Annotated in this window: 12 protein-coding genes and 1 pseudogene; 8 read left to right on the top strand and 5 right to left on the bottom strand. The window is 68.7% G+C overall.

Annotated features, from left to right (window positions below):
• The first annotated feature begins 146 nt into the window (after positions 1-146).
• A complete protein-coding gene (locus ACO07H_RS12905) occupies positions 147-476 on the top strand; it encodes a helix-turn-helix domain-containing protein (protein ID WP_422014711.1) in 330 nt (109 codons plus the stop codon).
• Entirely contained in the window at positions 473-721 is a 249-nt protein-coding gene (locus ACO07H_RS12900; RefSeq protein ID WP_422014709.1) for a helix-turn-helix domain-containing protein, read from the top strand. Before ACO07H_RS12905 ends, ACO07H_RS12900 begins: the two co-directional genes overlap by 4 nt.
• Here the strand turns inward: ACO07H_RS12900 and ACO07H_RS12895 are convergent.
• Together ACO07H_RS12895 and ACO07H_RS12890 are read right to left on the bottom strand one after the other, a co-directional pair.
• Positions 715-1,014, bottom strand: coding sequence for a BPSL0761 family protein (locus ACO07H_RS12895; protein ID WP_422014707.1), 300 nt, complete (start codon positions 1,012-1,014; stop codon positions 715-717). The two genes, ACO07H_RS12900 and ACO07H_RS12895, sit on opposite strands and share 7 nt — an antisense overlap.
• Positions 1,011-1,403: a helix-turn-helix domain-containing protein gene (locus ACO07H_RS12890; RefSeq protein WP_422014705.1), complete on the bottom strand. Its 393-nt coding sequence runs from the start codon at positions 1,401-1,403 to the stop codon at positions 1,011-1,013. The genes ACO07H_RS12895 and ACO07H_RS12890 overlap by 4 nt, the downstream gene beginning before the upstream one ends.
• Positions 1,404-1,544: 141 nt before the next feature.
• Between ACO07H_RS12890 and ACO07H_RS12885 the strand changes: the two genes are divergently transcribed.
• Positions 1,545-2,072: a hypothetical protein gene (locus ACO07H_RS12885; RefSeq protein WP_422014703.1), complete on the top strand. Its 528-nt coding sequence runs from the start codon at positions 1,545-1,547 to the stop codon at positions 2,070-2,072.
• A gap of 268 nt (positions 2,073-2,340) precedes the next feature.
• A pseudogene (locus ACO07H_RS12880) lies at positions 2,341-3,576 on the top strand (methyl-accepting chemotaxis protein); the annotation flags it as partial.
• Positions 3,577-3,603: 27 nt separating this feature from the next.
• Here the strand turns inward: ACO07H_RS12880 and ACO07H_RS12875 are convergent.
• Positions 3,604-4,359: a LytR/AlgR family response regulator transcription factor gene (locus ACO07H_RS12875; RefSeq protein ID WP_422014701.1), complete on the bottom strand. Its 756-nt coding sequence runs from the start codon at positions 4,357-4,359 to the stop codon at positions 3,604-3,606.
• Positions 4,360-4,364: 5 nt separating this feature from the next.
• Positions 4,365-5,489 (bottom strand): sensor histidine kinase, encoded by a 1,125-nt coding sequence (locus ACO07H_RS12870; protein ID WP_422014699.1) that lies wholly within the window; start codon positions 5,487-5,489, stop codon positions 4,365-4,367.
• 134 nt (positions 5,490-5,623) lie between these two features.
• Between ACO07H_RS12870 and ACO07H_RS12865 the strand changes: the two genes are divergently transcribed.
• The 4 genes from ACO07H_RS12865 (at position 5,624) to ACO07H_RS12850 (ending at position 10,674) form a co-directional block, all read left to right on the top strand.
• Positions 5,624-7,021 carry a phosphomannomutase/phosphoglucomutase gene (locus ACO07H_RS12865; RefSeq protein WP_422014697.1) on the top strand — a complete coding sequence of 466 codons (1,398 nt, stop codon included), beginning with the start codon at positions 5,624-5,626 and terminating at the stop codon, positions 7,019-7,021.
• A gap of 147 nt (positions 7,022-7,168) precedes the next feature.
• Complete coding sequence (locus ACO07H_RS12860) at positions 7,169-7,924, top strand: tetratricopeptide repeat protein (protein WP_422014695.1); 756 nt, start codon at positions 7,169-7,171, stop codon at positions 7,922-7,924.
• A complete protein-coding gene (locus ACO07H_RS12855) occupies positions 7,924-9,201 on the top strand; it encodes a 3-deoxy-D-manno-octulosonic acid transferase (protein ID WP_422014693.1) in 1,278 nt (425 codons plus the stop codon). The genes ACO07H_RS12860 and ACO07H_RS12855 overlap by 1 nt, the downstream gene beginning before the upstream one ends.
• Positions 9,202-9,222: 21 nt before the next feature.
• Positions 9,223-10,674 carry a S41 family peptidase gene (locus ACO07H_RS12850; protein ID WP_422014691.1) on the top strand — a complete coding sequence of 484 codons (1,452 nt, stop codon included), beginning with the start codon at positions 9,223-9,225 and terminating at the stop codon, positions 10,672-10,674.
• A gap of 3 nt (positions 10,675-10,677) precedes the next feature.
• Here ACO07H_RS12850 and ACO07H_RS12845 read toward each other — a convergent pair whose 3' ends face one another.
• Positions 10,678-12,093, bottom strand: a complete 1,416-nt coding sequence (locus ACO07H_RS12845) for an efflux transporter outer membrane subunit (RefSeq protein WP_422014689.1) — start codon at positions 12,091-12,093, stop codon at positions 10,678-10,680.
• Positions 12,094-12,096: the final 3 nt, after the last annotated feature.

The raw sequence follows: 12,096 nt of genomic DNA, 5'->3' as shown, positions 1-12,096 counted from the left end.
CAGCATGCCGATCGGCAGTTTTTGGGTCGCAGCAGGTCAAGCCACAGGCGTCGCTCGTGGATCGGGCGCTGCCTTGTGAACGCACCTTATAAGGTGTAGTCCTTTAAGGTGCGTAATGAGCCAATGCGGGCCGATTGATGCCCGCAATGAGTACCAAGGCTTCCGCTCCCGACTTCGGCAAGGCGCTGCGCGCCGTGAGGCTGGAACGCGACCTCTCCCAGGAAGACTTCTACGAGGTTTCGGGGCGCACTTACGTCAGCCGGCTCGAAAACAACGGGGCCGACCCGTCGCTTTCGAAGATCGTTCAGTTGGCCCAGCTCATGGGCACCCATCCTCTGACGCTGCTGACGCTGGCGTTCTGCAACAAGGGGTCGCCGGCTGAAGTGGAGCGCCTGATAGCCAGCGTGAAGGATGAGATTGCATCGTTCAAGGACCTGAGCCTCGGCCGGCGTGACAGGCGCCGGCCTGCGCGATGACTGTCCCCGCCGATTCCGGGCTGGCCCACGCTGTATTCGTTGAAGAGCTGGTCGGGCTACGCATTCGTGCCGGACTGAGTCCGCTGGAATTGGCGGAGCGGCTGGGTGTCAAGGAAAGCGCCGTGACGCGCGGCGAAGCCGGCACCCGCCGCGTGGGCGTGGTGGAACTGCAGCGCTGGGCCTTCGCCTGCAAATCGACCCTCGAAGAGTTTGGCCGGCGCCTGCAAGCGCGCACCGTTCAGTAGAAGTGCCGCAGGATCACCAGCAGGCTGTACCTGCGCTGTTCGGTGATAGCCCGGCTGACCCGCATGCGCTGGAACAGGTCCCTGATGGCCGCCAGCACGGTGGCGTGCTGGATCTGGAGCGGCTCCAGGCCGTGGTCGCTGCTGTCCCTGATCGAGGCCAGCGACGGGTACCCGCTCAGGAGCTCGGCCGACTTGTCACGCCACTCCTGGGGCAGCGTCGCATCGGCCGACTGCTCTTCGAGCGCCTCCCGACCCCAGATCAGGTTGCGCCGCCTCTCGTGGGGCGTCGTCACCGGCGCACCTGTCGTTTGGCGGGCTTGGTGGCCTGGGCAGGCGCGACCGAGACCGTGTCCATGGAAAGGCCGGCCTGCACGAGTTGGCTGAGCGCGTTGCGCGCCAGGCGCCGCGGCGGCTTGGCGCGCTGGCAAATGGCTTCGAGCAGACGCAGTTCGGCGTCCAGCTCGTTGAGGAAATCCAGGAACTCGACACCCAGCGCGGCGAGCCACTGCCGCAGCTCGATGATGTGCAGGGTGGTTTGGCCGGACTCGATGTAGCTGACCCAGCCCTGGCTGCGGCCGAGCATCTTGCAGAGGTCGGCTTGCCGCAGCTGGCGGGACTCTCTCAGCTTGCGAAGCTTGTCCAGGAAGATCTTGTTGTGGCGGCTGTGCAGGACTTTGGACATGGACGCGATGGTTCTCAGCCTCGCACCGTAGCTGAGTCGATTCCATATCAAAAGTTTTGATATGGCCGCGTGATCCGAACAATTGATTGGAGTTCAACAATCCGGCCGCTGAACCCTTAGCTGTTCGCGGCACTGCACCCAATGTTCGTGTCCCAGCCGCAATACGAATTCCCGTTTCCGCCCGACCTGGAGCAGCCCGGCTCCCAGCACTGGCGCATGGTCGAACTGACCTTGCATGCCCCGTGGTTCCTTTTGACCGTGGAGATCTTCGACGCCGAGATGCTCGACTGCAGCATGAGCCGGACCATTTGCATCGCCTGGGACTATGACTTGGCCGAAGTGCTGCGCGGGCTCGATCCTGAAACTGTCCTCGGGATCGTCTGCATGATGCCGGCGTGGGCGTCGCCCAACGGCCAATGGTCGTCGAAGGAGGTCCGTGAAGTCTGGATGTGCAGTTCCCCGGCCGGCCAGAGCGTGCTGCTGGTCGACCCCGCCGGCGAGGAGTTCGATTGCGGTCTGGTGCCGGAGCACGTGGAGCCGCTCAAGAAGGACCTGGTGCTGCGCGTCGCGCCGGCCAAGCCCCGGCGCCGCCCACACAGCCGGCGCAAGACCCCGCCAACGGGCAACCGCCGCAGCCGCCGCGCCAGCGCACGCAAGAGCGAGGCGTGAGCCGCAGCGAGCCGGGGAATGTCGTGGTCAGCTTCGCGAACGAGAGGGACGCGCCGTCGGTCGAGGCACAGCCGTTCATGAGGGTTGGCCGGGATCCTGGAAATTTCCTCCAAAAAATGGCCTAACCCTTTGATGGGATGAGGAAATTTGCCTCAAGAAGTTTTGCTATAGAGCGCCATCTCGTATTGCAGCCTGCCGACCTCGCCCATGAAATCCGCACGTTCCCGCTCCATGCGGAACTTCCGCAGTCAGCGGGATTGCGGGAAGCCGGGACGCATTCCAGCGCGACTGGCTGCAGCTGCAGGCCGTGACCTGGCCGGTCGCCGAGGCCAACATCCAGCTGATCCGCGAGGGCAAGAGCGACGCGGCGCTGGCCATGCTGATCGGCAAGACCATCCCGGCCTATGCCGCCATGGAGTCGTGGCTGGTCACCGCACGCAATGGCCAGGGCAAGGAGCTGAGCCAGAAGGTGCAAGCCATCGGCGCCGCCGCCGACAGCATCCGCGTCTACCTGTGCGCGCTCGTGGCCGCCGTCGCGGTGGCGCTGCTGGCGTTCTCCTGGTACATCGCCCGCACGCTGCGCGGTCGCGTGCTGGCGTCGCAGCAGGTGGCCGACCGGGTGCAGCGGGGCGACTTCACGGTCGCGGTGCAAGACGCGGTGCTGGACGAGTTCAGCCCCTTGCTGCAGTCGATGTCGGCCATGCAGGACTCGCTAACCCGGGTGGTGCAGTCGGTGCGAGAGAACGCCGAGTCGGTCGCCACCGCCAGCGCCGAGATCGCCCAGGGCAACCTGGACCTGAGCCAGCGCACCGAGGAGCAGGCCAGCAGCCTGGAGGAAACGGCGGCGTCGATGGAGCAACTGGGCTCCACCGTCCGCCAGACCGCCGACAACGCCAGGCAGGCCAACCAACTGGCCCTGGGCGCCTCGGAGGTGGCCGCCAAGGGCGGCACGGTGGTGGGCCAGGTCGTGGACACCATGAAGGGCATCAACGACTCGTCCAGGAAGATCACCGACATCATCAGCGTCATCGACGGCATCGCCTTCCAGACCAACATCCTGGCCTTGAACGCCGCCGTCGAAGCCGCCCGGGCCGGCGAACAGGGCCGCGGTTTCGCCGTCGTGGCGGCGGAGGTGCGCAGCCTGGCGCAACGGTCCGCGCAGGCCGCCAAGGAGATCAAGACCTTGATCTCCGCCAGCGTGGAACGCGTGGCGCATGGCTCGCAGCTGGTGGACCAGGCCGGCGTGACCATGAGCGAGATCGTGACCTCGATCCGACGCGTGACCGACATCATGGGCGAGATCAGCACCGCCAGCAGTGAGCAGAGCGCCGGTGTCGGCCAGGTGGGCCAAGCCGTCATGCAGATGGACCAGGTCACGCAGCAGAACGCGGCGCTGGTGGAGCAAAGCGCCGCAGCGGCCGAGAGCCTGAAGGGCCAGGCCCGCCAGTTGGTGGAGACCGTCTCCGTCTTCAGGCTGTCAGGCGACAGGGCGTTGCAGTCCTGAGCGGGATGCGTCGGCCGGCAGCGCAGGCTACATGGCCTTGAACAGGTGCACGTAGGCGCGGCTGACGGGCAGCTCGCGCGGCTGGCCCTTCACGCGCACGAAAAGCCGGCTCTGCTCGTCGCGCCGCGTGCCGGCGAGGTGGTCCAGGTTGATGATGGTGGATCGGTGCACCTGCCAGAAGCGCTCGCCGTCCAGCTGGCTGGCCAGCTCGAAGATGGGCGTGCGGATCAGGTGCTCGGCGGTGGCCGTCTGCACGATGGTGTACTTGTCGTCGGCGTGGAAGAACAGCACGTCGTCGACGGCGATCTGGTGCATCAGCTCGCCCTGCGCCGCGCGGATGTAGCGCAACTTCGGCTGCGTCGTCGCGCCGGCGGTGGGCAGCAGGCGCTTCAGCGTCTCGGCCAGCGCGCCGTCGTCACCGACCGTGGGCGCGGCGTCGCGCAGGCGGGCCACGCAGGCGGCCAGGCGCTCGGTCTTCAGCGGCTTGAGCAGGTAGTCCACCGCGCGCGCCTCGAAGGCCTCGACAGCGTACTGGTCGTACGCCGTCACGAAGACGACGCGCGTGCCGCCCTCGATGCCCTGGGCCACCTCCAGGCCGGTCAGGCCGGGCATCTGGATGTCCAGGAAGGCCAGGTCCGGTTCGAGCTCGGCAATGGCCTCGGCGGCTTCGACGCCGTTGGCGGCGGTCTTCACGATCTGCAGCTCGGGCCAGGCCTGGGCGAGCTGGGCCTTCAGGTATTGGGCCAGGTGGGGTTCGTCGTCAGCGATGAGGGCAGTCGTCATGGGTGTCAGGCAGCAGAGGGAATGCGGATGCGGGAACGCGTGCCGCCGCCTTCGCGGGGCTGCAGTTCCAGCGTGGCGGTGGGGCCCCAGCGGGCCGTCAGGCGCGCGCGGATGTTGCCCAAGGCCATGCCGTTGCCGGCGCGGCGCTTCGGCGCATCCAGCCCCTGGCCATCGTCCTCGACATCGACGATCAGCGCACCACCTTCGCGGCAGGCGGTGACGCGGACCTCGCCGCCGGCGATCTTGGGCTCCAGGCCGTGGTGGATGGCGTTCTCGACCAGCGGCTGCACCAGCAGCGGCGGCAGTTCGATGCCAGCCAGCTCCGGCGGCAGCATCAGCTGCACGCGCAGCCGCTCGCCCATGCGCAACTGCATCAGCGCCAGGTAGGCCTCCAGCATCGCGAACTCCTGGGCCAGCGTCGTCGACTCGCCGCGCAACTGGCCGAGGCTGGCGCGCAGGTAGTCGGTGAAGCGCTCCAGCATCCGCTTGGCCCGCTCGGGGTCGAAATCGATGAGGCTCTGCACATTGGCCAGCGTGTTGAACAGGAAGTGCGGCTCGATCTGGCCCTGCAGCAGCTTGAGCTGCGCCTCGGTGACGCGGGCCTGCAGCATCTCCTGCTTCCAGCGCGCGCGGTAGCGCAGGCCGATGATGACCGTGACGATGACGGAGATCGCCAGGAACTGGGCCCAGAAGCCGGGCTTGGCCAGCAGCCGGCTGAGCATGCCCTCTTGTTGCCAGATGCGGTCGACGGCGGCGAAGCCGATGACGACGCCGGTGAGCGAGCAGGTGACGGACAGCGTCGAGAAGAAGGCGCCCGAGCGCCAGTCGCGCCAGCCCGTGATCATGTCCAGCCATCGCTGCGGCGCCAGCCGCTCGAAGCCGCGGAAGCCGATGAAGAAGCACACCGTGACGCACAGGCTGACCAGCATGTGGCCCGGCAGGTCGCCCCGCCACCAGTTGGCCGAGCCGAGCCGGCCGCTCTGCACGCCGTTGATGATGGCGAACAGGAAGCCGAAGCCGACCAGCCACACCAGGTAGATCAGCGCCCGCACGCGCAGCCGGTCGGGCCGGTGCTTCATCAGCATGCGCTGGTGGCGCAGCGCCTGGGCGAATTCCTCGGTGAATGTCATGAAGCGGGAGTGTAGAAACGGGCCGGCGGCCGGCGCCGGGGCGAGCGACGGATCGACAGCCGGCGCGATGGATGGCGCTGCGGGCGGCTTGCCTACAATCCGCGCGCTTTCAAACCCTATCCACCGAGGCATCCATGCAGGTTCACGCGTCCATCTTCAAGGCTTACGACATCCGCGGCGTCGTCGGCCAGACCTTGAACGAGGCGCTTGCCGAACATCTGGGTCGCGCGTTCGGCACCGAGGCCAAGGCGCTGGGCGAGAAGGCCGTGGCCGTGGGCCGCGACGGCCGCGTGTCGGGCCCTGCCCTGGTCGCCGCGCTGATCCGCGGGCTGCGCAGCACCGGGCTGGACGTCGTCGACATCGGCGCCGTGACCACGCCCATGCTCTATTACGTCGCCGCCACGCGCGGCCAGCACGGCTGCAGCTCCGGCATCATGGTCACGGGCAGCCACAACCCCAAGGACTACAACGGCTTCAAGATGGTGCTGAAGGGCGCCGCCGTCTACGGCGAGCAGATCCAGGGCCTGCAGCGCCGCATCGAGGCCGAGGACTACGCCAAGGGCCGCGGCCGCGTCGCCAAGATGGACGTGGTGCCCGAGTACACGGCCCGCGTCGTCAACGACTGCAAGCTGGCCCGGCCGATGAAGATCGTCGTGGACAGCGGCAACGGCATCCCCGGTGCGTCGGCGCCCGCCATCCTGCGTGCGCTGGGCTGCGACGTCATCGACATCTTCTCCAAGGTGGATGGCGACTTCCCCAACCACCATCCCGATCCCAGCCGCCCCGAGAACCTGGAAGACCTCAAGCGCATCGTGCACGCCACCGGCGCCGAACTGGGCCTGGCCTTCGACGGCGACGGCGACCGCCTCGGCATCGTCACCCGTGACGGCGAGATGATCATGCCGGACCGCCAGATCATGCTGCTGGCCGCCGACATCCTGAAGCGCCGCAAGGGCGCGCAGATCATCTTCGACGTGAAGTGCACGCAGCGCCTGGCGCCGTGGATCAAGAAGCACGGCGGCAAGCCGCTGATGTGGATGACGGGGCACTCGCTGGCCAAGGCCAAGCTGAAGGAGACCGGCGCGCCCATGGCCGGCGAGCTGTCGGGCCACATCTTCTTCAACGAGCGCTGGTACGGCTTCGACGATGCGATGTACACGGCCGGCCGCATGCTGGAGATCCTGTCGCGGGCCAAGGACCCGAGCGCCGTGCTCAAGGCCCTGCCCAACAGCTTCAACACGCCCGAGATCAACGTGCCCTGCGCCGAAGGCGAGCACCACGAGGTCGTGAAGAACCTGAAGGCCCTGGTCACGCTGGCCGACTTCCCCGGCGCCAGCGAGATCGTCACCATCGACGGCCTGCGCATCGAGTTCCCCGACGGCTTCGGCCTGATCCGCCCGTCCAACACCACGCCGGTGCTGGTGCTGCGCTTCGAGGGCCACACGCCCGAGGCGCTGGAACGCATTCAGCACGACGTGCTGGCGCAGCTCAAGCGCGTGAAGCCGGACGCCACCTTCGCCGCCGGGCACTGATGAGCCCCTCGTCCAAGGCGTACCTTGGCCGGTCCCCCGAGGGGACGACGATGCTTGCGGCATCGAGCCGCAAGCACATCGCCAGCGCGGGCCGGCTTGGGAGCGGCCCGGCGCTCGGCCCGAAATCAGCGATGCGGAGAAACTGACATGCCGTTGATCGGAGGCCTGCACATCCTGATCGCGCTGCTGTGCGCGGTCCACGTCGTGCGCAGCGGCCAGCCACTGTACTGGCTGTTCATCCTGTTCATGTTCCCGCTGCTGGGCAGCGTGGTGTACTTCTTCGCCATCTACCTGCCCAACTCGCGGCTGGATCGCGGCGCGCGCCGGGCCGTCACGGTGGCGGCTCGGGCGATGGACCCGGGCCGCGACGTGCGCGAGGCACGCGCCGCCTTCGACGTGTCGCCGTCGGCGCAGAACCAGATGCGCCTGGCCGAGGCGCTGCTCAACGCCGGCGAGGCCGCCGAGGCGGCACAGGCCTACGAGGCAGCGCTGCAGGGCCCGTTCGCCAGCGACCCGGACATCCGCTTCGGCGCGGCGCGTGCCTATGTCGAGATCGGCCGTTTCGACGCCGCGCTGCCGCATCTGGAAATGCTGAAGGCCGAGCGGCCAACCTTCCGGGCCGACCAGGTGCTGCTGCTGCTCGCCCGCGCCTACGCCAGCACCGGCCGCACGGCCGAAGCGCGTGAAAGCTTCGAGGCCGCGGTGGGCCGCTACGCCAGCTTCGAGGCCAACGCCGAGTACCTGATGTGGGCGCTGGCGATCGACGACGCTGCCACGGCCGCCCGGCTGCAGACCGAGATCGACCGCCAGGTGCGGCTGTGGACACCGGCCGCCCGCCAGCTCAACGAGCCCGTCATGCGACGCCTGCGCGCCGCGCAGCAACTGGCGAGGAAGAACGGCTGATGCCCGCAGGCCTGGCGCTGGCCCTGTACGCGGCCACGCTGTGGCTGCTGACTCCTTTCTACCTGCTGCGGCTGTGGCGGCGTGGCGACAGGGAGCCGCTGTACCGCCAGGCGCTGCGCGAACGGCTGGGCTATTACGCCGGCCCCCGCCCGGCGCGCGGTCGGCTGTGGATCCATGCCGTGTCGCTGGGCGAGACGCGCGCCGCCAGTGCGCTCATCCAAGCGCTGCGCGAGCGCGAGCCGTCGCTGCGCATCCTGCTGACGCACTCCACCGCCACCGGCCGCGAGGCGGCGCAGGCGCTGCTGCCAAGCCTGGGCCAGGGCGACGCGCTGGCCTGGCTGCCCTACGACACGCCTGGTGCCGTGCGACGCTTCCTGCGCCATTGGCAGCCGCGCGTCGGCGTGCTGATGGAAACCGAGGTGTGGCCGGTGCTGCAGCGCGAGGCCGAACTGGCCCGCCTGCCCATGGTGCTGGCGAACGCGCGGTTGTCGGAGAAGAGCCTGCGGCAAGGCCTGCGGCTGGCCGCGCTGATGCGCCCCGCCGCGCGCCGCATGCGCCTGGTGCTGGCGCAGACCGAGGCCGACGCTGCCCGCATCCGCGCGATGGGCGCCACGCGCGTGGAGGTGGCCGGCAACCTGAAGTACGACATCGCCGTGGACCCCGCGATGATCGCCCGTGGCCAGGCCTGGGCGGCGCAGGTCGGCCGGCCGGTGCTGATGCTGGCCGTCAGCCGCGAAGGCGAGGAAGCCGCACTGCTGGCCGAATGGGTGAAGCAGCCGGCTCCTCGCCCGCTGCTGGCCCTCGTGCCGCGCCATCCGCAGCGCTTCGACGAGGTGGCCGCGCTGGTCGAAGGCGCGGGCCTCACGCTCGCGCGGCGCAGCGATTGGGCCGACGAACCGCCCGCCTCCGCGTGCGCGGCCGACGTCTGGCTGGGCGACTCCATGCGCGAGATGCCGCTGTACTACGGCCTTGCCAGCGTCGCCCTGCTCGGCGGCAGCTTCGCGCCGCTGGGCGGCCAGAACCTCATCGAGGCGGCGGCCTGCGGCTGCCCGGTGCTGGCGGGGCCGCACACGTTCAACTTCGCCGAGGCGACGGAGCTGGCGGTGGCGGCAGGCGCGGCGGAACGCTGTGCATCGATGCAAGACGCCGTCGCCAGGGGCGTGGTGCTGTGTGGCGGCGCCTTCATACGTCAGACGATGAATCAACGTGCTCTCAAGTTTTCCGCTGAGCATCGCGGTGCGGCGGCGCGGATGGCCCAGGCATTGCTCGCCTGCTGAGGCATACCCACAAGGAGCGTCATGCGGAATCGACACCTGCTGGCCGGAGTTGCCTTCACTGTGCTGGTGGCACTGGCTCATGGTGCGGGGCTTCGCAACAATGATTTTTCCGCGTCCTCTGGCGCATCCATCGCCCCCTGGCGGCTGTTTGGCGATCCCGCGGTTGCAAGTGCCATTCGCAGCGACGAGGAACTGCCCGAAGGCATGCCTGCCAAAGCCATCGTCCGCAACCGCAGCGGCCTGGGTGGCATTCTGCAGTTCGTGGATGCCCAGGACTACCGAGGCAAAGTCATGCGATTGCACGGCTGGCTGAAGGTGACTGGCGACGAGCCGCACAGCGTAGGCCTTTGGCTTCGCGCAGATGACGCGCAGGGCAACACCCTCTCATTGGAAAACATGGCCGATCACCGGGTGACCGCAACCAGCCCCTGGCGCGAGCACAAGATCAGCCTCTACATCCCGAACGATGCCGTCCGGTTGCGCGTGGGCGTGCTGATTTCGGGCAGTGCAACCGTGGAGGCCGGGCAGATGCAGCTCGAACTCCCGCAGGCGACTGCAGCACAGGCAGCGGCACCGATTTCACCCCTGCTCGCCGAAATCATGGCGGCGATTCAGGCGGAGTCTCTGCGCTACACCCCCTCATCGGAGCCCATGCTGCAGGAAATCATCAGCCAGAGCCCGGAGCGCAACTCCGATGATCCGAACGAAGCCCGTGCCATCGGCAAGCTGATGCTGCATCGCCTGGGCGACCAGCACAGCACCTTCATGCCCGCGCCGCCAAGGGATGCAGCGGAGGTCAGGCCGACGGTCGCATCATTTCCGCAGCCCGAACTGCACACGCTCTCTCGCGAGGTTTCGGTGCTGGCATTGCCGCCATTCGGCTCGGCAACCGAGAGCGATTCCAACATTTACGCGGCTGCCGGCGCCAAGGCGTTGCGCCGCGCAAAGCCCCAATGCGGCTGGATCATCGATTTGCGCTTCAACTCCGGCGGCAACATGTGGCCCATGCTGGCCGCCATGGCGGAATTGCTTCCCGAGGGCACCATTGGCCAATTCATCGACAGGGTCGACCAATCAACGCCGTGGATCCGGAATCGTGACCGCATTTCGTCGGGCGGTGAGTCTATGAAGCTCCCTCTGCGTACCGCTCAGCGCGCCATCAAACTTCCTGTGGCCGTGGTCATTGGTCCCAGCACAGCCAGTTCCGGTGAGGCCGTGGCCATCGCGCTGAAGTCCGTGCCCGGAGTCCGATTCTTCGGTCAGCCCACAGCGGGCCTGACGACGGCCAACAAACCCGTGAAATTGCGGGACGGCAGCACGCTGATGCTTGAGACGAGCAGGTTCGCCGATGCGGCCGGCCGTACCTACACAGGCCGGCTGGTGCCTGACGAACGCATCTCGCTGGAGGCTTCCATATCGGCCGCTGCGGCGTGGCTGGCAGCCCGCTGCCATGCCGTGCCGAAACCGCACTGACGCTCAACCACCGCTGACGGCCGTCCACCCGCCCCCCAGCGCCTTCACCAACTGCGCCGTGGCCGCCCACTGCGCGCCGCGCAGTTGAGCCAGCGCGCGCTCGGTCGCCAGCGGCGTGCGCTCGGCCTCGGTCACGTCGAGGTAGCTGACGGCACCCTGGTCGTAGCGGCTCTTGGCCACCTTCAGCGCCTCGCCGCTGGAGGCCAGCGTGCGGTTCTGGGCGTCCACGACATTCGCGCGGCCCTGCAGTTCGGCGAGCGCGTCGTCCACCTCGCGCAGCGCCTGCAGCATGCGGCCGCGGAAGGCGGCGAGCGACTCGTCGACCTGCGCCTTGGCGCCGGCCAGGTTGGCCTTGTTCCTGCCGCCTTCGAAGATCGGCAGCGAGATGCCGGGGCCGAAGTTGTACAGGCGCGCGGGGGCCGAGATCAGGTCGCTCAGGTCCTTGCTCTGGTAGCCGAAGCTGCCGGTCAGGCGGATGGACGGGTAGAACGCCGCTTCGGCGATGCCGACCTGCGCCGTGGCAGCATGCAGTTGCGCCAGGCTCTGGGCCAGGTCCGGGCGGCGCTGCAGCAGCTCGGACGGCAGGCCCGCGCGGATGGCGGGCGGGGCGGCCATGGGCACCGCTTGCAGCTTCAGCTCGGCCGCGGCCTGGCCGGTCAGCGCGGCGATCTGGTTGGCCACCAGCGCCTGGCGGCGCGGCAGGTCGGCGACGTCGGCGTCCGCCGAGGCCAGCTCGGCACGCACGCGCTCCAGGTCCTGCGTGGTGGACGAACCCGCGTCGAAGCGGGTCTGCGCGACCTTGAAGGCCTTGGCGCGGCTGTCGCGCAGGCGTTGCAGGGCCGCCGCTTCGTCGGCCAGCGCGCGCCATTGCCAGTAGGCGGCGGCCACGTCGGCCGTCAGCGCGACGCGGGCGGCGGCGGCGTCCAGCGTGGACGCGTCCAGCTGGGCCTGGGCGGACTCGGCCTGGCGCTTGACGCGGCCCCAGAGGTCGATCTCCCAGCTCAGGTTGGCCTGCAGCGTGGTCTGCCAGCCTTCGAAGGTGATGGCCTGGCCGCCCAGCACCGGCGTGGTGACGGACTTGGCCGACGTGCGCAGGCCGGTCTCGCCGGCCGTGACGTCCAGGCGCGGCAGCTCGTCGGCCCGCGTGGCGCCGTACACGGCCTTGGCGCGTTCCACACGCGCCAGCGCGGCGGCCAGCGTGGGGCTGGCCTGCAGCGCCTGGGCTTGGAGCGCGTTGAGCTGCGCGTCGCCGAACATCAGCCACCAGTCGCGTTGCAGCTCGGCACCGGCCACCGCGGCGGCCGCGCGGTAGGCGGCGGGCGCGTTGGCGGCGGGCGCCTGGTAGTTGGGGCCCAGCGTCGTGCAGGCAGCCAATGCGGCCGTGGCGACGAGGGTGAGGACAGTCTTGAGTTGGATCATTTG

The sequence above is a fragment of the Roseateles sp. genome (assembly GCF_965229315.1).
GTDB lineage: Bacteria > Pseudomonadota > Gammaproteobacteria > Burkholderiales > Burkholderiaceae_C > Pelomonas.
This window is presented reverse-complemented; position numbering and strand designations above follow the sequence as displayed.